Origin of the sequence: Methylobacterium sp. J-068 (assembly GCF_022829445.1) — a bacterium.
GTDB lineage: Bacteria > Pseudomonadota > Alphaproteobacteria > Rhizobiales > Beijerinckiaceae > Methylobacterium.
In genome coordinates, this window is record NZ_JAKSXY010000069.1 from 15,354 (window position 1) to 38,705 (window position 23,352).

28 protein-coding genes, 1 other RNA gene and 1 pseudogene are annotated in these 23,352 nt (G+C 70.7%); 16 read left to right on the forward strand and 14 right to left on the reverse strand.

What is annotated here, in order from left to right; all coding sequences use genetic code 11:
* Positions 1-8: 8 nt before the first annotated feature.
* On the reverse strand, positions 9-242 hold the full coding sequence (locus MKK54_RS10060; RefSeq protein WP_244010653.1) for a hypothetical protein: 234 nt from the start codon (positions 240-242) through the stop codon (positions 9-11).
* Between the two features lie 318 nt (positions 243-560).
* Between MKK54_RS10060 and MKK54_RS10065 the strand changes: the two genes are divergently transcribed.
* From MKK54_RS10065 to MKK54_RS10075, 3 genes are read left to right on the forward strand one after another with little or no spacing between them, the layout of a single operon-like run.
* The gene (locus MKK54_RS10065) at positions 561-1,013 is read left to right on the forward strand and encodes a DNA polymerase III subunit chi (protein WP_244010679.1); all 453 of its coding nucleotides are present in this window, start codon (positions 561-563) and stop codon (positions 1,011-1,013) included.
* Between the two features lie 41 nt (positions 1,014-1,054).
* The gene (locus MKK54_RS10070) at positions 1,055-2,593 is read left to right on the forward strand and encodes a S10 family peptidase (RefSeq protein WP_244010654.1); all 1,539 of its coding nucleotides are present in this window, start codon (positions 1,055-1,057) and stop codon (positions 2,591-2,593) included.
* A gap of 13 nt (positions 2,594-2,606) precedes the next feature.
* On the forward strand, positions 2,607-2,984 hold the full coding sequence (locus tag MKK54_RS10075; RefSeq protein ID WP_244010655.1) for a hypothetical protein: 378 nt from the start codon (positions 2,607-2,609) through the stop codon (positions 2,982-2,984).
* A gap of 3 nt (positions 2,985-2,987) precedes the next feature.
* Here MKK54_RS10075 and MKK54_RS10080 read toward each other — a convergent pair whose 3' ends face one another.
* The 7 genes from MKK54_RS10080 to MKK54_RS10110 all read right to left on the reverse strand — a co-directional run bounded on the left by MKK54_RS10080 (position 2,988) and on the right by MKK54_RS10110 (position 7,475).
* On the reverse strand, positions 2,988-4,001 hold the full coding sequence (locus MKK54_RS10080; RefSeq protein ID WP_244010656.1) for a peptidoglycan -binding protein: 1,014 nt from the start codon (positions 3,999-4,001) through the stop codon (positions 2,988-2,990).
* A 1-nt stretch (position 4,002) separates the two neighbouring features.
* On the reverse strand, positions 4,003-4,983 hold the full coding sequence (locus MKK54_RS10085; RefSeq protein ID WP_244010657.1) for a MotA/TolQ/ExbB proton channel family protein: 981 nt from the start codon (positions 4,981-4,983) through the stop codon (positions 4,003-4,005).
* 154 nt (positions 4,984-5,137) lie between these two features.
* Positions 5,138-5,959: a TIGR00282 family metallophosphoesterase gene (locus tag MKK54_RS10090; RefSeq protein ID WP_244010658.1), complete on the reverse strand. Its 822-nt coding sequence runs from the start codon at positions 5,957-5,959 to the stop codon at positions 5,138-5,140.
* A gap of 9 nt (positions 5,960-5,968) precedes the next feature.
* Positions 5,969-6,577 (reverse strand): 5-formyltetrahydrofolate cyclo-ligase, encoded by a 609-nt coding sequence (locus tag MKK54_RS10095; RefSeq protein ID WP_244010659.1) that lies wholly within the window; start codon positions 6,575-6,577, stop codon positions 5,969-5,971.
* Positions 6,567-6,724, reverse strand: a non-coding RNA gene (ssrS, locus tag MKK54_RS10100) — 6S RNA. Before ssrS ends, MKK54_RS10095 begins: the two co-directional genes overlap by 11 nt.
* 48 nt (positions 6,725-6,772) lie before the next feature.
* On the reverse strand, positions 6,773-7,132 hold the full coding sequence (locus MKK54_RS10105; protein WP_244010660.1) for a cell division protein ZapA: 360 nt from the start codon (positions 7,130-7,132) through the stop codon (positions 6,773-6,775).
* A 61-nt stretch (positions 7,133-7,193) separates the two neighbouring features.
* Positions 7,194-7,475 carry a DUF4164 domain-containing protein gene (locus tag MKK54_RS10110; RefSeq protein WP_244010661.1) on the reverse strand — a complete coding sequence of 94 codons (282 nt, stop codon included), beginning with the start codon at positions 7,473-7,475 and terminating at the stop codon, positions 7,194-7,196.
* Positions 7,476-7,930: 455 nt separating this feature from the next.
* Between MKK54_RS10110 and gap the strand changes: the two genes are divergently transcribed.
* The 8 genes from gap (at position 7,931) to MKK54_RS10150 (ending at position 15,201) form a co-directional block, all read left to right on the forward strand.
* Entirely contained in the window at positions 7,931-8,938 is a 1,008-nt protein-coding gene (gene gap / locus MKK54_RS10115; protein ID WP_244010662.1) for a type I glyceraldehyde-3-phosphate dehydrogenase, read from the forward strand.
* 71 nt (positions 8,939-9,009) lie between these two features.
* A complete protein-coding gene (locus MKK54_RS10120; protein ID WP_244010663.1) occupies positions 9,010-9,474 on the forward strand; it encodes a hypothetical protein in 465 nt (154 codons plus the stop codon).
* A 34-nt stretch (positions 9,475-9,508) separates the two neighbouring features.
* A complete protein-coding gene (locus MKK54_RS10125) occupies positions 9,509-10,711 on the forward strand; it encodes a phosphoglycerate kinase (RefSeq protein ID WP_244010664.1) in 1,203 nt (400 codons plus the stop codon).
* 101 nt (positions 10,712-10,812) lie between these two features.
* Complete coding sequence (fba, locus tag MKK54_RS10130) at positions 10,813-11,886, forward strand: class II fructose-bisphosphate aldolase (RefSeq protein ID WP_244010665.1); 1,074 nt, start codon at positions 10,813-10,815, stop codon at positions 11,884-11,886.
* Between the two features lie 128 nt (positions 11,887-12,014).
* A complete protein-coding gene (locus tag MKK54_RS10135) occupies positions 12,015-12,677 on the forward strand; it encodes a thiamine phosphate synthase (RefSeq protein WP_244010666.1) in 663 nt (220 codons plus the stop codon).
* A 2-nt stretch (positions 12,678-12,679) separates the two neighbouring features.
* Positions 12,680-13,699: a tetratricopeptide repeat protein gene (locus MKK54_RS10140; protein ID WP_244010680.1), complete on the forward strand. Its 1,020-nt coding sequence runs from the start codon at positions 12,680-12,682 to the stop codon at positions 13,697-13,699.
* Positions 13,700-13,816: 117 nt separating this feature from the next.
* Positions 13,817-14,611, forward strand: coding sequence for an inositol monophosphatase family protein (locus tag MKK54_RS10145; RefSeq protein WP_244010667.1), 795 nt, complete (start codon positions 13,817-13,819; stop codon positions 14,609-14,611).
* Between the two features lie 44 nt (positions 14,612-14,655).
* Positions 14,656-15,201 carry an adenine phosphoribosyltransferase gene (locus tag MKK54_RS10150; protein WP_244010668.1) on the forward strand — a complete coding sequence of 182 codons (546 nt, stop codon included), beginning with the start codon at positions 14,656-14,658 and terminating at the stop codon, positions 15,199-15,201.
* An 87-nt stretch (positions 15,202-15,288) separates the two neighbouring features.
* Here MKK54_RS10150 and purQ read toward each other — a convergent pair whose 3' ends face one another.
* From purQ to MKK54_RS10175, 5 genes are all read right to left on the reverse strand, one after another.
* Positions 15,289-15,969: a phosphoribosylformylglycinamidine synthase subunit PurQ gene (gene purQ, locus MKK54_RS10155; protein ID WP_244010669.1), complete on the reverse strand. Its 681-nt coding sequence runs from the start codon at positions 15,967-15,969 to the stop codon at positions 15,289-15,291.
* Complete coding sequence (gene purS / locus MKK54_RS10160; RefSeq protein WP_244010670.1) at positions 15,969-16,208, reverse strand: phosphoribosylformylglycinamidine synthase subunit PurS; 240 nt, start codon at positions 16,206-16,208, stop codon at positions 15,969-15,971. Before purS ends, purQ begins: the two co-directional genes overlap by 1 nt.
* Before the next feature lie 151 nt (positions 16,209-16,359).
* Positions 16,360-16,596: a hypothetical protein gene (locus MKK54_RS10165; RefSeq protein ID WP_244010671.1), complete on the reverse strand. Its 237-nt coding sequence runs from the start codon at positions 16,594-16,596 to the stop codon at positions 16,360-16,362.
* Positions 16,597-16,709: 113 nt separating this feature from the next.
* The gene (locus tag MKK54_RS10170; protein WP_244010672.1) at positions 16,710-17,312 is read right to left on the reverse strand and encodes an ActR/PrrA/RegA family redox response regulator transcription factor; all 603 of its coding nucleotides are present in this window, start codon (positions 17,310-17,312) and stop codon (positions 16,710-16,712) included.
* A gap of 53 nt (positions 17,313-17,365) precedes the next feature.
* Positions 17,366-18,751, reverse strand: a complete 1,386-nt coding sequence (locus MKK54_RS10175; RefSeq protein ID WP_244010673.1) for an ActS/PrrB/RegB family redox-sensitive histidine kinase — start codon at positions 18,749-18,751, stop codon at positions 17,366-17,368.
* A gap of 137 nt (positions 18,752-18,888) precedes the next feature.
* On the opposite strand from MKK54_RS10175, the gene MKK54_RS10180 reads away from it, so the two are divergent.
* Positions 18,889-20,175 carry a polyhydroxyalkanoate depolymerase gene (locus tag MKK54_RS10180; RefSeq protein ID WP_279597287.1) on the forward strand — a complete coding sequence of 429 codons (1,287 nt, stop codon included), beginning with the start codon at positions 18,889-18,891 and terminating at the stop codon, positions 20,173-20,175.
* Between the two features lie 56 nt (positions 20,176-20,231).
* Complete coding sequence (locus tag MKK54_RS10185) at positions 20,232-20,966, forward strand: M48 family metallopeptidase (protein ID WP_244010674.1); 735 nt, start codon at positions 20,232-20,234, stop codon at positions 20,964-20,966.
* A 7-nt stretch (positions 20,967-20,973) separates the two neighbouring features.
* Here MKK54_RS10185 and MKK54_RS10190 read toward each other — a convergent pair whose 3' ends face one another.
* The gene (locus tag MKK54_RS10190) at positions 20,974-21,366 is read right to left on the reverse strand and encodes a hypothetical protein (RefSeq protein ID WP_244010675.1); all 393 of its coding nucleotides are present in this window, start codon (positions 21,364-21,366) and stop codon (positions 20,974-20,976) included.
* Positions 21,367-21,558: 192 nt separating this feature from the next.
* Here MKK54_RS10190 and MKK54_RS10195 point away from each other — a divergent pair, with 192 nt between their 5' ends.
* The 3 genes and pseudogenes from MKK54_RS10195 to MKK54_RS10205 all read left to right on the forward strand — a co-directional run.
* The gene (locus MKK54_RS10195; RefSeq protein WP_244010676.1) at positions 21,559-22,089 is read left to right on the forward strand and encodes an invasion associated locus B family protein; all 531 of its coding nucleotides are present in this window, start codon (positions 21,559-21,561) and stop codon (positions 22,087-22,089) included.
* 44 nt (positions 22,090-22,133) lie between these two features.
* Positions 22,134-22,802 carry a hypothetical protein gene (locus MKK54_RS10200; RefSeq protein ID WP_244010677.1) on the forward strand — a complete coding sequence of 223 codons (669 nt, stop codon included), beginning with the start codon at positions 22,134-22,136 and terminating at the stop codon, positions 22,800-22,802.
* Positions 22,803-22,845: 43 nt separating this feature from the next.
* Positions 22,846-23,352 (forward strand): annotated as a pseudogene (locus tag MKK54_RS10205) (glycosyltransferase family 2 protein); the annotation flags it as partial.

A 23,352-nucleotide genomic window follows, 5' to 3' on the forward strand; every position in this document is an offset into this window, starting at 1 on the left:
ACCGTGCGTCAGGCCGCGATCGCGGGCGTCGGCGCGATGACGCCCGGCACGGAGGGACGAGCCCCGAACAGCAGCGCCTGAAGCGCGGCCGGCGTATGGACCCGGCCATCCGCCTCGACGATCCGCACGTCCGACATGCCGGAGATCACCAGCGACAGGCTCTGATCGAGTGCGCTCAGCATCGAGTGATGCCGGAACGAGAACTGACGAGCGGAAACGCGCGCGCTGACGGTGAAGCTCACGGGAAAAAATCCTGATGGGCCCGGTCCGCGGCCGGACGCGCCGGGCGGATGATCGAGGATGCGGATGGGATTGCCCGCCGAGGCGCCTTCGGGGCCGCGCCGGACAGCGTCGTGTGTGCCTCACGATCATGGCCGAGGGTTGACGGACCCAAAGCGGAATCGGGCGCCGCGCGGGCAAGGTCGGGCGTTTTCGTGACGATCGGCCGATCCGGTCCGCGCGGCCTGCGCGGTTTTCACGCGTGGGGTTGCGCCCCGGATCGAAGCCGCGACGGCCCGAAGATGCTGGCAATGGCCGCCGCGATGTCTAACTTGCAGCCTGTGACCGAGATTCTGTTCTATCATCTCCAGCAGCAGCCCCTCGAGCGGGTGCTGCCGAACCTCGTGGAGCGATCCCTGGAGCGCCAGTGGCGCGCCGCGATCCAGGCCGCCAGCGAGGAGCGGCTCCAGGCCCTCGACGACCAGCTCTGGACCTACAGCGACGACAGCTTCCTGCCTCACGGCACGGACCGCGAGGCCGATGCGGCGAGCCAGCCCGTGGTGCTCACGCTGAAGGACGCCAACCCGAACGCGGCCTCGATCCGCTTCCTCGTGGAGGGCGCCGACCTGCCCGCCGATGCGGGCGACTACGCCCGGATCTGCATCCTGTTCGACGGCACCGACCAGGACGCCCTGCTGCGCGCCCGCGAGCAGTGGAAGGAGGCCAAGGCCGCCGGGCACACGATTGCCTACTGGCAGCAGGACGAGGACGGCCGCTGGCAGAAGAAGGCCTGACGCCGCACTCGCATCCGCAGACATCGCCGAGAGGAAACGCCATGAGACGCTTCGCCATCGGCCTCGCCGCCCTCCTGCTCGCGGGCACCCCGCCGCACGCCCAGCCCGCGCCGCACGGCGAGCGCCCCTCCGAGGTGCGCAAGGCTCCCGAGCCGCGCGGTCCGGAGGGGCGCAAGCTGCCGGCGGACGCCGTGACCGAGCACAGCGTCACCCTGCCGGACGGACGCGTCATCGCCTTCACCGCGCGCGCCGGAAGCCTGCCGCTCGTCGACGAGGCGGGGAAGCTGCAGGCCGAGATCGCCTTCATCGCCTACACGGTCGCGAGCAAGGGGGATGCGCCGCGCCCCGTGACCTTCGCGCTCAACGGCGGCCCCGGCGCGGCCTCGGCCTATCTCAACATCGGCGCCATCGGCCCGTGGCGCCTGCCCGTGGAGGGCGCCAGCATCAGCCCCTCGGCGCCGGTCGGCCTCGTGCAGAACGACGGGACGTGGCTCGATTTCACCGATCTCGTCTTCCTCGACCCGGTCGGCACCGGCTACAGCCGCGCCGCCGACGGCGACGCCAAGCGCTACTGGAGCATCGATGCGGATGCCTCCGTGCTGTCCTCGGCCATCGCCCGCTGGCTGCGCGCGAACGATCGCATGACCGCGCCCAAGTTCTACGTCGGCGAGAGCTATGGTGGGTTCCGGGGCCCGCTGATCGCCGGAAAGCTGCAGGAGGAGATCGGCGTCGGGCTCTCGGGCATGGTGCTGCTGTCGCCGGTGCTGGATTTCGCCTGGCTCCAGGCGCCCCGCACGACGCCCTGGGGCCACGTGATCAAGCTGCCCTCCTTCGCCGCCGCCGCCATCGAGCGGGCGGGCGGCACGCCGACGCGCCAGACCATGGCGGAGGCGGAGGCCTATGCCACCGGCCCCTACCTCGCCGACCTGCTGAAGGGCCCCTCCGACAATGCCGCCGTCGCGCGCCTCTCCGAGAAGGTCGGGGCGCTCGCCGGCCTCGACCCGGGCTTCGTGCGCCGTCAGGCCGGTCGGCTCTCCGGTCAGAGCGTCCAGCGTGAGATCGGGCGCGACACCGGCCGGGTGGCGAGCGCCTACGACACCGGCGTCACCGGCTGGGACCCCGACCCGACCGCCGCGTCGTCGGGCTTCGAGGACCCGCTGCTCACGGGGCTCCAGGCGCCGCTGACCAGCGCCATGATCGCCCTCTACACCGACAAGCTGAACTACCGGGTGCCGGATCTGCGCTACGAACTGCTCAACACGCAGGTGAACCGAAGCTGGTCCTGGGGCGGGGGCCGCTCGGCGCCGGAGGCGCTCGGCGCGTTGCGCGGCGCGCTGGCGCTCGACGGCAACATGCGGGTTCTGGTGGCGCACGGCTTCACCGATCTGGTGACGCCCTATTTCGCCTCGAAGCTGCTGATCGACCAGATGCCGGCCTTCGGGGGCGGACGCCTCGATCTCGCCGTGTACCCCGGCGGTCACATGTTCTATTCCCGGCCGGATTCGCGCGCCGCCTTCCATCGGGATGCGGCCGCGCTCTACGCGGCGGCGCTCGCCGCGCGGGGCAACGCGCAGCGCTGAGGACGAGTGAACCGTGAACGCTACCGACACCCCGCGCGGCCTCGCGCTGGTCGCCCTCATCGCCCTCGGCGCCTCGGCCTGCATTAGCACGGAGACCCGCGCGCCGGCCCCGGTGCCCGTCGTCGCCGCGGCGCCCGCGCCGGCACCGACCTTCACCGGTCCGGTCCTGACCGGGGACGGAAGCTGCACCGCGCCGGCCCCTGCCGACGCGCCCGCCATCGCGATCGGCATCGGCGAGTGCGACCTCGTCCGCCTGAAGGGCAAGCCGCCCACGGACGTGCTCGTCGGCGAGGGCCGCGCGGGCCGCGAGGTGCAGGTGCTCTACACCGAGCCCGGCGCGAAGGAGCTGTACTTCTTCATCAACAACCGCCTCGACCGGATCGTGAAATAGGCCTCAGCGCTCGGTGAGCTTCAGCTCGATCCGGCGGTTGCGCGCATAGGAATCCTCGGTCGTGCCGGCGTCGATCGGCTGGAATTCGCCGAAGGCGGCGGCGAGCAGGTGCTGGGGCGGGATGCCCTTGGCCGCCATGGCCTGCACCACCGCGATGGCACGGGCGGCCGAGAGCGCCCAGTTCGAGGGAAACTGCGCGCTGGCGATCGGCCGCGCATCGGTGTGGCCGTCGATGCGCAGCACCCACGGGATATCGGCCGGGATCTGCTTGGCGAGGTCGAGGATCGCGCCCGCGATGCGGTCGAGTTCCGGCCCCGCCTCGGGCTTCAGGCTGGCGGAGCCGGCCGGGAACAGCACCTCGGATTGCAGCACGAAGCGGTCGCCGACGATGCGGATGTCGGGCCGGTTGCCGAGGATCTGGCGCAGGCGGCCGAAGAAGTCGGAGCGGTAGCGCGCCAGTTCCTGCACCTTCTGGGCCAGCGCCACGTTGAGGCGGCTGCCGAGATCGGCGATGCGGGCCTGGCTCTCGCGGTCGCGATTCTCCGAGGCCGCGAGCGCATCCTCCAGCGCCGCGAGCTGGCGGCGCATCGCGGCGATCTGCTCGTTGAGGAGGTCGATCTGCGAGGCGGCGCGGGCCGTGTTGGCGCGCTCGGCAGCCAATTGCCTGTCGACCTCGCCCGGACGGCCGCTCGCCCCTTGCGCGGCCTCGGCCTGCGCCTTCAGGCGGTCGCGGTCGGCCTGCGCGCCCAGCAGGGTGTTGCGCAGGGACGAGGCCTGCTCCTCCTGCGTCTTGCGGGTCGAGCGCTCCAGGGCGAGCAGGTCGGTGAGGTCGGCGATCTGGCGATTGAGCCGGGTCAGGACCGAGTCGCGGCCGCTGATCTCCTGCGACAGGAAGAATTGGCCGACCACGAAGATGGTCAGCAGGAAGACGACGGCGAGCAGCAGCGTCGCCAGGGCGTCGACGTAGCCCGGCCAGACATTCAGGCTCCGGTCGCGGCGCGCGCGCGTGGAGGCCATCTCAGCCGCGCTCGCGGCCGAGGCGGTCGAGCACCTGCTTCAACTCGCGCTCGCGGCTCGCTTGGGCCTCGACCCAGTCGCGGATCATCTGCTGCTCGGCGCGCATGTGCTGGACCAGGCCTTGGATGCCCTCCGCGAGGTTGGTCATCGCCTGGGTGGCCACGCGCCCGTTGGCGCCCTCGGCCACCACCGCCGTCAGGCGGTCGACCGCCTCCTTCAACTCGCGGGCGCTGGCCGGGTCCTGCTGGGGCAGGGGCTTTGCCGCGGTCGCGACCGTCCCCTGCGCCGGCATGTCGCCCGAAAGCAGCCAATCCTCCAGTTCGTTGTGGAAGCGGGCATGGGCCTGTCCCGCCTGGAGGTCGAGGAATCCGACGATCAGCGAACTCGCGAGGCCGAACAGCGAGGCCGAGAAGGCGAGGCCGATGCCCGAGAGCGGGACCGCGAGGCCGTTCTTCAGTTCGTCGAACATGGCGGCCGCCTCGCCGCCGCCGCGCATGGTCCGGATGACCGAGCCGACCGCGCTCAGGGTGTCGATCAGGCCCCAGAACGTGCCGAGGAGGCCCAACAGGATGAGGAGGCCCGAGACGTAGCGCAGGATCTCGCGGCCCTCGTCGAGCCGCGCGGCGGCCGTGTCGAGGAACGCGCGGCTGGTGGGCAGGGTGATCCCGTCGTGCCGGGCCGCGATGGCGGGGGCCAGCGGGGCCATCAGCGGCGGCGGCTTGCTCGGACTCTCGCCCGCCGCGACGGCGTTGACGTAGGCGGTCTCGCGATAGAGCCGGACCACCTGTCCGAAGGCCAGCAGCACCGCGATCAGCAGGACGCCGAGAATCAGCCCGTTCAGGCCCGGATTGGCGAGGAAGGCCGGCGTGATCTGCCGGAACAGCACGAAGGCGAGGAAGCCCACCAGGATCAGGAAGACCAGCATCCGGACGAGGTAGATGCCGGGCCTGGCGAGCGTCGCGGATGCGGGTGGGGTCGCCATCGTCTCGGGCACACTCTCAACGCGGAACGGTTCGCTCGCCGGCTAGGAGCGCCTCGGCGGATGCGCCGGCACATTGCAGGGTGGTTCGGCGCCGATCAAGTCGCGAGCGTGAAAGGCGCGGGATCGTTCCCCGGCGATCGCGCGATCGCGCCGGCTAATCCCAGGCGCGCGGCCAGGTTTCCTCGAGATGCGGGCCGAGGCGCACGGCGGCCACGCTCTTGGCCAGCCCCGTCGCGTCGTCGGTCTCCACCGCGATCCCGCAGAGGGTGCCCTCGCCCTGGGCCGCCTCCAGGCGCGCGCCCGGCGTCTTCTGCAGGAACCGGCGCAAAGGCTCGTCCTTCTGCATGCCCAGAATGGAATCGTAGTCGCCGCACATGCCCGCATCCGACAGGTAGGCGGTGCCGCCGGGCAGGATGCGGTGGTCGGAGGTCGGCGTATGGGTGTGGGTGCCGACGACGAGGCTGGCGCGGCCGTCGAGGAAGTGGCCGAAGGCCTGCTTCTCGCTCGTGGCCTCGGCATGGAGGTCGACGATGATCGCGTCCGCCACGGCGCCGAGGGGGCAGGCCGACAGCTCGCGCTCGGCGGAGGCGAAGGGATCGTCGAGGGCATCCATGTAGATGCGGCCCATGACGTTGAGCACGAGGACGCGGGCCCCCTTCCGGGTCTCCACCACGGTGGCGCCCCGGCCCGGCGTGCCCGGCGGGTAATTGGCCGGCCGCACCAGCCGGGTCTGGCGCTGGATGAAGACCAGCGCCTCGCGCTGGTCGAAGGAATGGTTGCCCAGCGTCACCGCGTCGGCACCGGCCTGGAGGAGTTCGTCGCAGATCGCCTCGGTGAGCCCGAAGCCGCCGGCGGCGTTCTCGCCGTTGATCACCACGCAGTCGAGGCGCCAGCGCTCGCGCAGACCCGGAAGGCGGTCCGAGATCACGTGGCGGCCAGGGCGGCCCACCACGTCGCCGAGGAAGAGAAGTCGCATCGGAAAGGATCAGGCCCGGCTGAGCGGGACCGGGCCCGCCTCGGTGATGAGATGGTCGAGGGGCTGGTCGTGCGCCTCGGCGGGAACGTGGTCCACCGCCTGGACCGAGAAGGCGATGCCGATGGTCAGCACGGGGCCGTTGCCGGAGAGGCGCTCGATCGCCTGATCGTAGTATCCGCGTCCGTAGCCGATGCGGTGCCCGCGCCGGTCGTAGGCGGCGAGCGGCACGATCAGGGCGGTGGGATCCACGGGGGGCAGGTCGTCGTGCGGCTCGCTCAGGCCGAAGCGGCCCGCGACCAGGGCCTCGCCCTCGCGCCATTCCCGGAAGACCAGGCCGGCGGGCGTGACCTTCGGCAGGGCCACGCGCTGTCCGCGCGCGAACAGCCGCCGGGCCAGGGGGCGCGGATCGACCTCGCTGCGGATGGGCCAGAACGCCCCGACGATCCTCGCCTCGGCGAGCGCCCCGATCGCCATCACGGTCTCGGCGATCCGGGCCGAGCCAGCGATCCGGTCCTCGGACGGCAGGCCGTCGCGCCGGGCCAGGGCCTCGGTGCGCAGGGCCGCCTTCACGGCGGAAATCGGCGGGTCGGACGGGAGGGGATTGGAGTGCGGAGCCACGTGAGCCGTTGGAGTGTCGATCCCGGGAAACCTACAATGTAGGTGGGCGCCGTGTTGGCCAAGTCCAGGGACGAGGCCAGGGACAGCTCCCTGGGGAGTCGATAAGGCCCCGGGGAAAAGTTCTCCTGACGGACCCGGCAGCCCCGCATCCGACATGTAGCGTCGCTCCGCGTCCGGCGCCAGGGGGCGGCCCCCTCAGCCCGCGGAAATCGTGTGCGCGAGGCGCTCGATCCGGTCGGCGCACCGGGACAGCCCCTCGGCGAGGCGTGCCTCCTCGTCGGCCCGCGCGGCGTCGGCCGTATCGACCTTCGCGCGCAGGGCGACCGCTTCCCGCTCCAGGGCCGCGAGGCGCCCTTGCGTCTCCTGCAACTCGTCGGCCTGCATCAGCGCGGCCATGACGTGCAGCCGCATGTCGCCGATCTCGCCGAAGGATCGGCGCATCTCGGTGATGCGGGCGTCGAGTCCGCCGGCCAGCGCCGTCAGGTGGGCCTCCTCGCCCTCGGCGCAGGCCATCCGGTAGTTCTTGCCGTCGATGGAGACGTTGATCTGGGGCATCGCGGATCGAGGGAGTCGCGTGTCGGGGTTGGTCGACCGGGCGATCGACCGAGGATGGGACTTACCGATTGCCGCGTGCCGGCGCCAGCACGCCCTCGACCGCCGCGATGGCTCGGCCCAGGCGCTGTCCGACATCCTGGGAGGCCGCCTCCACCTCCACGAGGCGGGCGCTGGCCGCGTCGAGTTCGGCGGCCAGCCGCACGCGGTCCTCGCCCATCAGGGCGAGTTCGGTTTCCAGGTCGCTCGGGTCGCGCTCGGCCTCGAAGCGCTGGGCCACGGCGCCTTCCAGGCGGGTCAGCACGGTCTCGAGACGCCGAAGGGCGTCGTCGATCAGATCACTCACGAAACGAGGCCTTTCCTCTCCAGGGGCTCGCGCCGGTCGGGGCGGGGCGCCGCGCCCCGGACGTCCCGGAACGACGCCGACGACCGCCCGATTCGGCCGGCAAGGCGGATTCGCACGCACGCAGACGCCGCCGAAGCACGGGTTATCCACGCCGGTAACCCTTCATGTGACCTTTGCCGGGATTTGTCACCATGTTAGAGAGCGGCCGCCTGCAGACCGGTTATACGGCGTCCCGTGACACGTTCAGGTCCCCGATCCGCGTCGTCCCCGCGCCCCTCGCGCGGTCCTCGACGGCGATGGAGAGGCCGGGCGTGGGCGGCGGTTCATCCGTCGTTCAACCGGGACTCGCACTGAGCGGGCGACGGATCGAGGCCAGCCCGCCGGGCGTGCCGCGACGATCAACAGGCTGAAGGGCACCGCGAGGCCGGCGCCCGATTATGGGAAGGACTCACGCCGTGTCGGTGAAGGTTGCCATCAACGGGTTCGGACGCATCGGCCGCAACGTCCTGCGCGCCATCCACGAGGCCGGCCGCAAGGACATCGAGGTGGTGGCGATCAACGACCTCGGCCCGGTCGAGACCAACGCCCACCTCCTGCGCTTCGATTCGATCCACGGCCGCTTCAACGCCAAGGTCGAGGTCGACGGCGAGTTCATCGTGGTCGACGGTCAGCGCATCAAGGTCACCGCCGTGCGCAACCCGGCCGAGCTGCCGCACCGCGAGCTCGGCGTCGACATCGCCCTCGAATGCACCGGCATCTTCACCTCGAAGGACAAGGCCAAGGCCCATCTCGAGGCCGGCGCCAAGCGCGTGATCGTGTCCGCCCCCGCCGACGGGGCCGACCTCACGGTGGTCTACGGCGTCAACCACGACAAGCTGACCGCCGACCACCTCGTGATTTCGAACGCCTCCTGCACCACCAACTGCCTCGTGCCGGTGGCCAAGGTGCTGAACGATCTCGTCGGGATCGAGCGCGGCTTCATGACCACGATCCACTCCTACACCAACGACCAGCCCTCGCTGGACCAGATGCACAAGGACCTCTACCGGGCCCGTGCCGCCGCGCTCTCGATGATCCCGACCTCGACGGGCGCCGCCAAGGCCGTGGGCCTCGTGCTGCCGGAGCTCAAGGGCAAGCTCGACGGAACCTCGATCCGCGTGCCGACCCCGAACGTCTCGGCCGTCGACCTCGTCTTCACCGCCAAGCGCCAGACCACGGTGGAGGAGATCAACAACGCGATCCGCGCCGCCGCCGACGGCCCGCTGAAGGGCGTGCTGGCCTATACCGACCAGCCCAACGTCTCGATCGACTTCAATCACGATCCCCACTCGTCGACCTTCCACCTCGACCAGACCAAGGTCATGGACGGCACCTTCGTGCGCATCCTGTCCTGGTACGACAACGAGTGGGGCTTCTCGAACCGCATGGCCGACACGGCCGTGGCGATGGGTAAGCTGCTCTGAACCGGCCCGCGCAACTCTGACGGACCCGACGCTCCCGAAGACCAAGCGAAGACCAGGATGGTGTGCCTGACATGACAGAGACTTCCTCGACCGGACGCGACTTCATCCCAGGCACCCCCGCACCCACGCCGCCGGCCCCCGCGCCGGCGGCGACCACAGCACCGGCACCGCTCGCGCCGGTCACCCTTGGAAAGGCCGAGACCCTTCCGCACATGTCCGCCGCGCCCGGCGGCGACCAGCTCGCCCGGATCGAGGACAAGTGCGCCCGGATCGAGGACAAGTACGCCCGCTCCGAGGCGCTGCTCTCGCGCGTCGAGGAGAAGGTCGAGGGCGCCGCCGCGCGGATGAACGAGGCCGCGCGCCAGAGCGATCTCTCGGCCCTGCGCAGCGAGGTTCGCGCCGTCGCCGACCGCACCCGGAGTCTGCCCGGCTCCGGCGCCCTCGTGCTCACCGCGATCATCACGGCGGTTCTGACCGTGGCGCTGACCATCGCGGCCCAGCGCTTCCACCTCGAATCCCTGCTGCCGCCGCGCTGACCCCGCCCGCAACCGTCCGAACGTCCAGGCCCCGATGACCGCTTTCCGCACCCTCGACGATGCCGGCCCGCTCCAGGGCAAGCGCGTGCTCCTGCGCGTGGACCTCAACGTGCCGATGGAGGGCGGGCGCGTCACTGACGCCACCCGCATCGAACGGATCGTCCCCACGATCCGCGAGATCGCCGACAAGGGCGGCCGGGTGGTCCTGCTGGCGCATTTCGGTCGCCCGAAGGGCAAGCCCGTGGCGTCCGAATCCCTGAAGCCGGTGGTCGAGACCCTGAGCCGCCACCTCGGCCGTCCGGTGGCCTTCGCCGAGGATTGCGTCGGCCCGGCCGCCGCCGAGGCGGTCGCGGCGCTGAAGGACGGCGACGTCCTGCTCCTCGAGAACACCCGCTTCTACGCGGGCGAGGAGAAGAACGATCCCGCCTTCACCGAGCAGCTCGCCGCCAACGGCGATCTCTACGTGAACGAGGCCTTCTCGGCCGCGCACCGCGCCCATGCCTCGACGGAAGGCCTCGCCCACACGCTGCCGGCCTATGCGGGCCGCCTGATGCAGGCGGAACTCGACGCCCTGACCAAGGGGCTGGAAGCCCCGGCCCGGCCTGTGATCGCGCTGGTCGGCGGCGCCAAGGTTTCCTCCAAGATCGACCTCCTGCAGAACCTCGTCGCAAAGGTGGACATGCTCGTCATCGGCGGCGGCATGGCCAACACCTTCCTGCACGCGCAGGGCAAGGCGGTGGGCAAGTCGCTCTGTGAGAAGGATCTCGCCGAGACCGCCCTGCGGATCATCGAGGCGGCCAAGGCGGCCAAGTGCCGGATCATCCTGCCCGTGGACGCGGTCTCGGCCGCCGAGTTCAAGGCGAACGCGGCCCACGAGACGGTGTCGGTCGACGCCGTGCCGGAGACCGGCATGATCCTCGACGCCGGCCCGGCCTCGGTCTCCGAGATCAACGCGGCCATCGACGAGGCCGCCACCCTGGTCTGGAACGGACCGCTCGGCGCCTTCGAGCTGACCCCCTTCGATGCCGCCACGGTGGCGGCGGCCAGGCACGCCGCCGAGCGCACGAAGGCCGGCAAGCTCGTCTCGGTGGCGGGCGGCGGCGACACGGTCGCGGCTCTGAACCACGCGGGCGTGGGCGAGACCTTCTCCTACGTCTCCACGGCCGGCGGCGCCTTCCTCGAATGGCTGGAGGGCAAAGCACTGCCCGGCGTCGAGGCCCTGCGCGCCAAGGGCTGACGCCCAGGCCCCACGAGACCCGTGCATCGTACGAGAACCGCGCCCCCCGGCGCGACGGTTAGCGGATCGCCCCGGCGGCGGTCGTTTGTGAGGAGAAACCCATGGCCCGCATCACCCTGAGGCAGCTCCTGGACCATGCCGCCGAGCATGAATACGGCGTGCCGGCGTTCAACCTGAACAACATGGAACAGGGCCTCGCCATCATGGCGGCGGCCGACGCCACCGATTCGCCGGTGATCCTGCAGGCGAGCAAGGGCGCGCGCGCCTATGCCAACGACATCGTGCTCGCCAAGCTGATCGACGGCCTCGTGGAGATCTATCCCCACATCCCCGTCTGCATGCACCTCGACCACGGCAGCGACGAGGCGACCTGCGCCACCGCGATCCAGTACGGCTTCACCTCTGTGATGATGGACGGTTCGCTGAAGGCCGACGGCAAGACCCCGGCCGATTACGCCTACAACGTCGAGATCACCCGCAACGTCACCCGGATGGCCCATTGGGCCGGCGTCTCGGTGGAGGGCGAACTCGGCGTGCTCGGCTCGCTGGAGAGCGGCCAGGGCGAGGCCGAGGACGGCCACGGCGCCGAGGGCGTGCTCAGCCACGACCAGCTCCTGACCGATCCGGACGAGGCCGTGAAGTTCGTCGAGGCCACCAAGGTCGACGCGCTCGCGGTCGCCATGGGCACCTCGCACGGCGCCTACAAGTTCACGCGCAAGCCCGATGGCGACGTGCTGGCGATGAACGTGATCGAGGAGATCCACCGCCGCCTGCCCACGACCCACCTCGTGATGCACGGCTCCTCGTCGGTGCCGCAGGACCTGCAGGACATCATCAACCAGTATGGCGGCGAGATGAAGCCGACCTGGGGCGTGCCGGTGGAGGAGATCCAGCGCGGCATCAAGCACGGCGTGCGCAAGATCAACATCGACACCGACAACCGCATGGCGATGACGGGGCAGATCCGGAAGATCCTGGCCGAGAACAAGGCCGAGTTCGACCCGCGCAAGTACCTCAAGCCCGCCATGGAGGCGATGACCAAGCTCTGCCGCCAGCGCTTCGAGGGGTTCGGCACCGCCGGCCAGGGTTCCAAGATCCGCCCGGTTTCCGTCGCCACCATGGCCAAGCGCTACGCCAACGGCTCGCTGGACCCGAAGATCGGCGCAGCGGGCTGAAGGCGATCGATCCGGTGTCCACTTCCTCGAAGCGGACACCGGATCGGCAAGCCCGCGCGGCGCCTGAGCGAAGCCCAAATCCGCCATCCCGAAGGGATCGACGGGATTTGGCATGACAAGGACCCTGCATGTCGGAACCCCGCACCCGCCTCGCCCTGCTCAGCCCCCACCGGGTCGAGGCCGGTGACGCCGACGCCCTCGCGGCGGCCCTCACGGCCGCCTGCGCGGCCGGTGACGTCGCCGCCGTGCTCCTGCGCCTCGCACCCGCCGACGAGCGCGGCCTCGTCAACCTGGTGAAGCGCCTGGCACCGGCGGCTCAGGCCACGGGCGCGGCCGTGGTGGTGGCCTGCGCGGGGTTCGCGGGCGACCTCGTCAGCGTCTCGGCGCGGGGCGGGGCCGACGGCGTGCATCTCGACAAGCCGAAGGACGGGGCTTTGCGCGAATTGCGCGACCGCCTCGACGGTGGACGCATCCTCGGGGCCGGCGGCCACGAGCAGAAGCACGCCGCGATGGAGGCCGGGGAGGCCGGCGTCGACTACGTCATGTTCGGCGGCCTCTACGCCGACGGGATCGCGCCCGATGCCGAGACGGTGGTCGACCGCGCGGCCTGGTGGACGGAGATCTTCGAGACGCCCTGCATCGCGGTCGCGCACGCGCCCGATCAGGTCGGGGCGCTCCTCGCCACGGGGGCCGAATTCCTCGGGCTCGAAAGCGCGCTCTGGATCGGGGAGGGCGCCGACGTGGCCGGAATCCAGGCCCAGGTCGCGGCTGCCGGGGAGGCGGCTTCGTGAGGCTGGCGCTCGGGTGTCTCGCCCTCGCGCTCGGGACGTCGCCAGGATGGGCGGCCACGACGCTCTCGCCCGAAGCGGCCAAACCCGTCACGAAGGAGACCTTCAAGGCGCCGCTGCGGGAACTGCCGACGCCCTACACGCCGGACGCGATGCGCCTCGTGCCCTCGGCGGCCAAGCCCGGCGACAAGCCGGTGGATACAGCCTTCGGTGCCTATCAGCGCGGGCAGTACACCACCGCCTTCCGCGAGGCGACGAAGCGGATCGCCGCCGATTCGAAGGATGCGGCGGCGATGACGCTGCTCGGGGAATTGTACAACCAGGGCCTCGGCATCAAGCAGGACCCCGTGAAGGCCGCCGAGTGGTATCGCCTCGCGGCGGCGCAGGGCGACGTTCACGCCATGGCGTCCCTGGGCCTCATGTCCATCGACGGGCGCGGCGGCGCCAAGGACATGAAGGCCGGCCGGCAATGGCTGGAAAAAGCGGCCGACAAGGGCGACACCACCGCCGCCTACAACCTCGCCCTCATCCTGCTCGGCAGCGGCACGGAGCCGGACCAGGTCCGGGCCGCGAAGCTGTTCCACAAGGCGGCGGATGGCGAGATCGGCGCGGCCCAGCACGATCTCGGCGTGCTCTATCTCCAGGGGCGCGGCGTTCCGAAGGACCCCTCCCAGGCGGCGGAGTGGTTCCGGCGGGCGGCGGATAACGGCGATCTCGCCGGCGAGGTCGAGTTCGCGATCCTGCTCTTCAACGGGACCGGCCTGCCCAAGGACGAGGCGCGCGCGGCGCGCTACTTCCTGCACGCGGCGGCACGCGGCAACGCCATCGCGCAGAACCGGGCGGCCCGGCTCTTCGTGGTGGGGCGCGGCGTCCAGAAGAGCCTGGTGGAGGCGGCGGCCTGGAACCTCGCGGCGGCCGCGCAAGGCCTGTCCGATCCCTGGCTCGACGACAACCTCAAGGGTCTGAAGCCCGACGAGCGCGCCCGCGCCGAAGCCCTCGCCGCCGAGCGCGCCAACGTCAAATAGGAGCCCGTTGGGGCAGACCCGCATTCCGGAGGGGTGAGCCGGTGCCCAAACGTGCTATGGCGACGCGAAATCGCGTTCGACGCGACGCTCTTTGAAGATGTCTGGACCTGAAGATCGATGATCAGCTCACCTCTCATGACCGTCATGGTCGATGCCGTCCGCAAGGCGGCCCGTGGCCTCAAGCGCGACTACGGCGAGATCGAGAACCTTCAGGTCTCGCGGAAGGGGCCCGGCAACTTCGTCTCGGCGGCCGACCGCAAGGCCGAGGACGTGCTGCGGGACGCCCTGATGAAGGCGCGTCCCGGCTACGGGTTGATCCTCGAGGAATCCGGGAACATCGAGGGCGCCGACAAGAGCCACACCTGGCACGTCGACCCGCTCGACGGCACCACCAACTTCCTGCACGGCATCCCGCACTTCGCGATCTCGGTCGGCCTCGAGCGCGAGGGCCAGATCGTGGCCGGCGTGATCTATGATCCGGCCAAGGACGAGCTGTTCGTGGCCGAGCGCGGCAAGGGCGCCTACCTCAACAACCGCCGCCTGCGCGTCTCGGGCCGGGTCGACATGGCCGACGCGCTCGTGGCCTACGGCTCGCCCTATCTCGGGCGCGGCGATCATCCGAAGCTCCTGCGCGAGGTCGCGGCCGTGATGGCGGTGACGGGCGGCGCCCGGCGCTTCGGCTCGGCCGCCCTCGACCTCGCCTACGTGGCCTGCGGGCGCTCGGACCTGTACTGGGAGCGCGACCTCCAGACCTGGGATATCGCGGCCGGCATCATCCTCGTGCGCGAGGCCGGCGGCTTCGTCACCAGCGCGGATGGCGGCGCCGAGCCGCTGGCCGCCCGCTCCGTCGCCTGCGGCAACGAGATCCTGCACGGGGAACTCGTCAAGCTCCTGCGCCGCGCCAACGCCTGAGGGGCAGCCCTCATCTCCCGCCACCCCCGACAAAGGCCGCCCGCATGGAATCGCGTCGCCACATCGCGCTGAAGGATTCGATCCGCTCGATCCCGGACTACCCGAAGCCCGGCATCGTGTTTCGCGACATCACCACCCTGCTGAGCGATCCGCGCGCCTTCCGGCGGGCGGTCGACGCGCTGGTTCATCCGTATGCGGGGGGGCGGATCGATCAGGTGGCCGGCATCGAGGCGCGCGGCTTCATTCTCGGCGGCGCGGTGGCGCACCAGCTCTCGTCGGGCTTCGTGCCGATCCGCAAGAAGGGCAAGCTGCCCCACAAGACCGTCTCGATCGCCTACGCGCTCGAATACGGCACCGACGAGATGGAAATCCACGTGGACGCCATCAAGCCGGGCGACCGTGTGCTGCTCGTCGACGACCTCATCGCCACCGGCGGCACGGCCTGCGCGGCGGTCAACCTGCTGCGCCGCATCGGCGCCGAGGTGGTGGCGGCCTGCTTCGTCATCGACCTGCCGGAGATCGGCGGCGCGCAGAAGCTGCGCGACCTCGACGTGCCGGTGCGGACCCTGATGGAATTCGACGGGCACTGAACCGCACGCATACGCGTTCGGTCGATCGCCTTAGTCATGACGGCATGTCCCCTCGCCCCACTGGCGGGGGAGAGGGGTATGATTGGGCTACGCCGCCAGGCTCTCGAACAGGCCGCGCCCGTCCGTGCCGCCCACGAGATCCTCCACGAAGTTCTCCGGGTGCGGCATCAGGCCGAGCACGTTGAGCTTTTCGGAGTAGATGCCCGCGATGGAATTCAGCGAGCCGTTGCGGTTCGCGTCCACGGTCAGGTTGCCGGCGGCGTCCGAGTAGCGGAAGGCGACCCGCCCGTCGCCTTCGAGGCGCGCGATGGTGTCGGGATCGGCGAAGTAATTGCCCTCGCCATGCGCCACGCAGACGTCGATAACCTGATCCTTGGCGTAGACCGAGGTGAAGCGGGTGTCGGCGCGCTCCACGCGAAGCGATTGCCGATGGCAGATGAAGCGCCGGTCGACGTTGCGCATCAGCACGCCCGGCAGCAGGCCCGATTCACACAGGATCTGGAAGCCGTTGCAGATGCCGAGCACGAGCCCGCCCCGCGCCGCGTGGGCACGCACCGCGTCCATCGCCGCCGCGCGGCCCGCGATGGCGCCGCAGCGCAGGTAGTCGCCGTAGGAGAACCCGCCCGGTAGGACGGCGAGGTCGGTGCCCGCCGGCAATTCGGTGTCGGCATGCCAGACCTTGACGACCTCGGCACCGGACCGGGTGAGGGCACGGGCCACGTCCGCGTCGCGGTTGGAGCCCGGAAAGACGATGATGGCGGCGCGCATCAGGCGATCTCGATGGCGTAGTTCTCGACCACGGTGTTGGCGAGCAGCTTCTCGCAGGCGCTCTTCAGGATCGCCTCGGCGGCCGCGCGGTCGTCGCCCGCGATCTCGACGTCGAAGACCTTGCCCTGGCGCACGCCGTCGATGCCCGACAGGCCGAACGACGTCAGGGCCGCTTCGATCGCCTTGCCCTGCGGGTCCAGCACGCCGGTCTTCAGGGTGACGATGATGCGTGCTTTCATGGGCCGTGCTTTCATGGGCTCGCACTCGATTTCATGTCGGGGCACCCCGGCGCATGTCGAGTCACCCTGGCGATAATCGGGAAACGCGCCCCAGGCAACGCGAAACGGCCCCCGGAGGGGCCGTGGGACGGGTCTCGGCGGCGGGTTTCGCTCAGCGCGCGGTCGGGTTGGTGCCGCGCAAGGGCTCGATGCTGGTGGCCCGGCGCCACAATTGCAGCATCACCCAGGCGGCGAACAGGCTGAACACCGCCATCAGGACGTGACCCACCGTGTCGCCGAGATCGAACAGCCCGGCGAGCGCCCATCCGGCCGCGATGGCGACCGCGAACACTTCCGTGCCGACGAGCACCATCATGCTGAGGATGGTGATGAGGTTGCGCGTGTTCACGATTCTCTCGTCCCGTTTCCGGCGTCACGCCTCCGCGCGACCGTCATGAAGGGCGACGTAGCGCGAACCGGACCGGCTGCGCAACGTCACCCTCTTTTAGACCGGACGGCGCTTCAGCGCGGCGCGCGCTTGGCCAGGATGCGCTGGAGGGTCCGGCGGTGCATGTTCAGCCGCCGCGCCGTCTCCGAGACGTTTCGTCCACAGAGTTCGTAGACGCGCTGGATGTGCTCCCAGCGGACCCGGTCCGCCGACATCGGATTCTCCGGCGGGTCCGCCCGCTCGCCCGGCTGCGCCATCAGGGTGCCGTGGATCTCGTCGGCATCGGCCGGCTTGGCGAGATAGTCGAAGGCACCGAGCTTCACGGCCGTCACGGCGGTCGCGATGTTGCCGTAGCCCGTGAGGATCACGCCGCGCGCGTCCGGGCGCCGCTCCTTCAGGCGCGCGATGACGTCGAGGCCGTTGCCGTCGCCGAGCCGCATATCGATGACGGCGAAGGCCGGTGGACGGGCATCCACCGCCGACACGCCCTCGGCGACGCTCTCGGCCACCTGCACCGCGTAACCACGCATCTCCATCGCGCGCGCGAGCCGCGTCGAGAAGGGCTTGTCGTCATCGACGATCAGCAGGCTGCGATCGGTGAAGGCCGCGAGCGGATCGTTGTCGGCAAGCTGCGCGATATCGGCGCCGGGCGCCGTGGTTCCGGTCTGCGTCAGCATCCGACGCTCCTCCGTGCTTCCTGATCGATGGATGTGCGGGTTTTCATGCGACTTTATATAGGTGTCGCACTGGCTTCGGTTAGGGGTTGTCCACGACTGAATTGCGCGTGATGCACCGCCATCGCGTCCCGTTCGAAGATGTGGCGCGCCCAGCTGATCCTGACGACCGCACCGGTCGCCTCGGATTGCGAGAGGTTCGACAAGGTCAACTGCGCCCCCGAGCGTTCGATCAACGTCTTGGCGATGAAAAGCCCCAGGCCGAGGCCGGCCCCGGTGCTGTCGGGGCTGCGCGAGCGGTCGGGGCTCCGGGTCGTGACGTAGGGCTCGCCCGCCCGGAGCAGCACCTCGCTGGAGAAGCCCGGCCCGTCGTCGCGGATTTCCAGCCAGACCCGTTCCAGGGTCCAGCGCGCCTCGATCACGACGCGGTCCGTGGCGAAGTCGACGGCGTTGTCGACGATGTTGGCGAGGCCGAACATCACGCCCGGATTGCGCCGGCAGGCCGGCTCCGGGCCGTCGCCCTGGTTCGAGACGTCGAGGACGATCCCCATGGCACGCTGCGGCTCCACCAGCTCCTCGACGAGGTGGCTCAGGCTCACGGTCTGCAGGAACCCGGCCTCGTCGCTGTCGAGGGAGGTGAGCTTCGAGAGGATGCCGCGACAGCGATCGACCTGATCGCGCAGGAGCGCCAGATCGTCCCGGACCGCGGGGCTGGCGGTCGTCGCGAGCTGGCGGGTCAGCTCCTTCGTCACCACCATGATGGTGCCGAGCGGTGTACCGAGTTCGTGCGCGGCCGCCGCCGCGAGGCCGTCGAGCTGGGACAGGTGCTGCTCGCGGGCGAGCACGAGTTCGGTGGCGGCGAGCGCCTGGGCGAGCAGGCGCGTCTCCTCGGCCACCTTCCAGGCATAGACGCCGGTGAAGGCGGTGCCGAGCAGGATCGCGGTCCAGATGCCGGAGATGTAGAGGAACGGCAGTTCCAGCCGTCCGTCCGCGAACCAGGGCAGGGGGCGGTGGACCAGTGCCAGCAGGGTCGCGAGGCCGATGGCGAGGAGGCCGAGCGCCAGGGTCCGTTCAGGTGGCAGCGCCGTTGCCGAGATCAGCACGGGGGCGAGGAACAGGAGCGAGAACGGGTTCTGCAATCCGCCGGTGAGGAACAGGAGGGCGGCGAGCTGGATGATGTCGAAGGCCAGGAGCAGCGCCGCCGAATCGTCGCTGAGCCGGTAGCTCGCCGGAAAGCGGATGCGGAGCGCGAGGTTGAGCCAGGACGAGGTGGCGATGACGAGGAAGCACCAGCCGAAGGGCAGCGGCAGGCCGAGGCCGAATTGCGCCCCCAACACCGCCGCGCTCTGACCGGTGATCGCGAGCCAGCGCAACCGCACGAAGGTGTCGAGCCGCAGGTGCCGGGCGTCGCGGACGAAGCCGTTGGTGCTCATGTCGATCATGTCGTTGAAACGATAGGGCCCGGTTGTCTCGCGTCCATCCCCGGATCGCCGGTCGGTCGCTCTCGCCGCAGGCGCGATTTGGATTAAGTCGAAGGGAACGGTCCGGGAGGGGACCGGCACGAAGGGGGGAACGGCCTTTGAACCTGTCCTATTACTGGTATGAGGCAGCCCGCATCATGACCACGCCGGCGCGCCTCGTCGCCGACATGGCCAAGCACAGCCTGCAGAACCCCGCCAATCCGCTCGCCTACTCGCCCTATGCCCGCTCCGTGGCGGCGGCCTGCGAGATGTTCGAGCGCGTGACCCGCCGCTACGGCAAGCCCACCTTCGGGTTCACCAGCGTCACCGTCGACGGCACCAGCGTGCCGGTGAGCGAGCGCGTGGTCTGGGAGCGGCCGTTCTGCCGCATCGTCACCTTCGATCGCGGTTTCACGCGCGGCCCCGCCGAGCCCCAGCCGAAGCTCCTCATCGTGGCGCCGATGTCGGGCCACTACGCCACACTCCTGCGCGGCACCGTCGAGGCGATGCTGCCCGGCCATCAGGTCTTCATCACCGACTGGGCCGATGCCCGCATGGTGCCGCTCGGCGCCGGGCGCTTCGACCTCGACACCTACATCGACTATCTCCTCGACATCTTCCGCGATCTCGGGCCGGACCTGCACGTCATGGCCGTGTGCCAGCCGGCGGTGCCGGTGCTCGCCGCCATCGCCGTGATGGAGGCGCAGGGCTACGCGCCGGTGCCGTGCTCGATGACCCTGATGGGCGGGCCGATCGACACGCGGCGCTCGCCGACCGCCGTGAACTGCGTGGCGCAGGAGCGCGGGACGGCCTGGTTCGAGCGCAATTGCATCACCACGGTGCCGGCCGGTTATCCCGGCGCCTGGCGCAGCGTCTATCCGGGCTTCTTCCAGCTCTCGGGCTTCATGGCCATGAACCTCGACCGGCACGTGAACGCCCACGCGGAGATGTTCGATCACCTCGTGACGGGCGACGGTGATTCGGCCGAGAAGCACCGCGAGTTCTACGACGAGTACCTCGCCGTGATGGACCTGACGGCGGAGTTCTATCTCCAGACCGTCCGCACCGTCTTCGTCGACCACGCCCTGCCGAAGGGCACGATGATCCACCGCGGCGCGCGGGTCGATCTCGGCGCGATCCGCACCTGCGCGATCCTCGCCGTCGAGGGCGAGAACGACGACATCTCGGGCGTCGGCCAGACCCAGGCCGCCCTGGACCTCACGCCGAACCTGCCGCCCGAGCGCAAGGCGTACCACCTGCAGACCGGCGTCGGGCATTACGGCGTCTTCAACGGCTCGCGCTACCGCACCGTCATCGCACCCCGGATCGCCGAATTCATGCGGGCGATGCAGGCGGAGCCGGCCGCCGGGGCGGCGATCACGCATCGGCGCGAGACGCAGTCCTGAGGATGGATGCCTCCGGATCGATGGCGGAGCCTTCCGACAGCCGCTAAGCTGGCCCCATGCGATTGGCGTTGCTGCGCGGGGCGGACCCGGATCACATCGACATCGTGCATGAGGGCGCCTCCCTCCGCGTCCTGCTGCGCCGCAGGCCCGCGGCCCGCCGCCTGACCCTGCGCGTGTCGAGCGCGACCGGCGAGGTGGTGATGACCCTGCCGACGCGGACGGCGATCGGCGTCGCCCGGACCTTCGCGGTCAGCCATGGCGGCTGGATCGCGGCGCGGCTGGCCCGGATGCCCGAGCGCGTGCTCTTCGCGCCCGATGCCGTGCTGCCCCTGCGCGGGGTTCCGCACCGGATCGTGCATCGCTCCCGCCGGAGCGGCGCGACCCGGATCGAGATGCCGGCGGACGAACCCGTCGTGTCGGTGGCATGCGACGAGCCCCACGTCGCCCGGCGGGTCGCGGATTTCCTGGCGCGGGAGGCCCGGCGCGACCTCACCGAGGCCGTGGCGCGCTACACCGAGGCGCTGGGACAGGGGCCGAAGCGCATCACGATCCGCGACACGCGCAGCCGCTGGGGTTCATGCACCGCGCGCGGCGAGCTGAACTTCTCTTGGCGCCTCATCCTGGCGCCGCCCCTGGTGCTCGATTACCTCGTGGCGCACGAGATGGGGCACCTGCGCGAGATGAACCATTCGCCCCGGTTCTGGGCGCTCGTCGGCTCGCTCTGCCCGAACGTGGACGAGGCCGAGCGCTGGCTGAAGCGCCACGGCGCCAGCCTTCACCGCTACGGCTGAGACCGGTTCAGCCTCGGGCGCGCAGCACGCGGCTGCGGACGACCTGCTCGGCCGGCCAGGTCGGACGCGGATCGACGTCGCCGGGATTCAGGGTGCGGGGTGCTACGCTGTCGCAGACCTCGCGCTGGCGCAGGATCACCGGGCGGCCGAACTCGTCCCGTCGGCGGATGATGCCACCATCGCGGCAGAAGCCGGCGATCTCGGCCGCGTTGCCGCTGCGGCGTCCGCCCGGCGTGCGTTCGACCGGCCGGTGCTCGATCACCAGGGGGCCGTCGCGGTTCAGGGAGCGCTCGACATAGGTGGTGTCGCCGACGGGGAGGGGGTCGGCCACGGCCGGGCCGGCGACGAGGGCCGTGGTGAGAAGAAGCGGGGCGAGGAGGAGTGGGGCGCGCAGTCGCATGGAATCGTCCGTTGTCGGGCAAGCGTGGCTGTCAGCACTAGAGGCTGTACGCGCGGCGCGATAGTCGGTTCCCGAGCGGCGGCCTTCGCTTGACATACGATGGCCCAGCATGGTCGGAACACCCGTGTTTTCGGTTAACGGCTCGCGGGGCGGCGGGTCAGGCGAGAGGGTCGACGCGTGGGGTTTCGAGGAATGGTGCGGCGCGCACGCGGCCTGTTCGCCCGGGGTGTCGCGGCCGGTGCGCTCGGCGCGGCGCTGCTGCTGGCCGGGTTCGGCCCCCGGGAAGCGGCGGCGCAGGGGATGGTGCGCAACACCTTCGGCGACTGGCAGCTGCGCTGCGAGACGCCGGCCGGCGCCAAGGCCGAGCAATGCGCCCTGGTGCAGTACCTCGCGGCCGAGGACCGGCCGAACCTGACCCTGGTGGTCATCGTGCTGAAGACCGCCGACAATCGCGGTTACCTGCTGCGCGTCGTGGCCCCGCTCGGCGTGCTGCTGCCCTCCGGCCTCGGTCTCAAGATCGACAAGACCGATGTCGGCCGCGCCGGCTTCGTGCGCTGCCTGACCACGGGGTGCGTCGCCGAGGTCGTGATGGATGACGGCCTGATCAAGCAGTTCAGCGCCGGCGCGCAGGCGACCTTCATCGTCTTCCAGACCCCCGAGGAGGGCGTCGGCATACCCCTGTCGATGAAGGGCTTCGCGCAGGGGTTCGAGAACCTGAAGTGAATCGGGCGCGGGATCGAAGCGGGACACGGAGGCGGGATCCGGGCATGGGCGAGCGGAGCTTCAACCAGCGCGGCGGGACGCGGATGCGGCTCGGTGCCGCCGCGCTCCTGGCGATCATCGGCGTGGCGGGCGGCATCGGCGCGAGTCCCGCCCGGGCCGAGGAGGAGGGCAACTTCCTCACCAACATGTTCAAGTACGGCGGCACCAGCGTTCCACCCTCCCAACCGGCCGACCGTGACCTGCCCTATTGCCCGACGGTCGAGGTGCCGGAGGGCGGCGCGGCGATCCGCGTCGGCGGCGAGGGGGCCGGCCTGCGCCATCAGGTCACCCTCGGGCGCGTGGCGCGGGAATGTACGCGCCTTCAGGACGGAACGCTCAGCGTGAAGGTCGGCGTCGAGGGGCAGGTTCTGCTCGGGCCCGCGGGGGCGCCCGGCCGCTTCGACGCGCCCGTCACCATCACCATCAAGTCGGGCGGCAAGGCGATCGTCTCGCGCGTCCGGCGCGTCGCCGTGCCGGTGCCCGCCGGCCAGGCGCAGGGCCTGTTCTCCCTCGTGGAGGACAACCTCGTGGTTCCCGCCGCCTTGAGCCAGAACTACGACATCGAGGTCCGCCTGGGCGCGGCACCGCAGCGCGTCGCCACGCCGAAGGCCCGCAAGCCGCCCGCCACCTCCGAGGAGCGCGTGGCGACACCGGGCAAGGACGCGGCCGAGTGAGGACGCGCAACGGATCGCGGGTGCTGCGCTGAGCGAGACGCGGGTGAGCGCGCGCGCGGGTCGGTCCGGTCTCGGCCGTGCCGTCGCCTTCTCCCTGGAACCGCAGGACGATCCGCTCTTCGGCCTGCGCCTCGCCCTGTCGGCTCCGGCCAGGGACCGCTGGATCGTCCTGACGTATCGGGGTGATCCCGTGGCCGCGCCGCTGCGCCCGCTCCTGCGCCTCGTGCGCGACGACGGACGCCGCGAGACGTTCGTGCTCCCCGGTCCGATCCTGGGCGCGGCCCGGTGGCTCGGCTACCTCCCCCCCGATTGCGCCGGGATCGAACTCGGACTCGATCCCCGGAGCGGCTTCGTGCTGGAGCGCGTCGGCCTGCGGTCGCAGGCCAGTCTGTTCGCAGAGTGCATGCGCAGACGTCCGCTCCGCGCCGCCGACGCCGCCTTCAATCTCGTGCGCCGCGACGAGCGCCGCTTCCGCGATATCCTGCGCGGAAGCGGCGGCGTCACGCCCGTCCGGCACTATGCGACCTGGAGCGCATCGCGGGTCCGGACC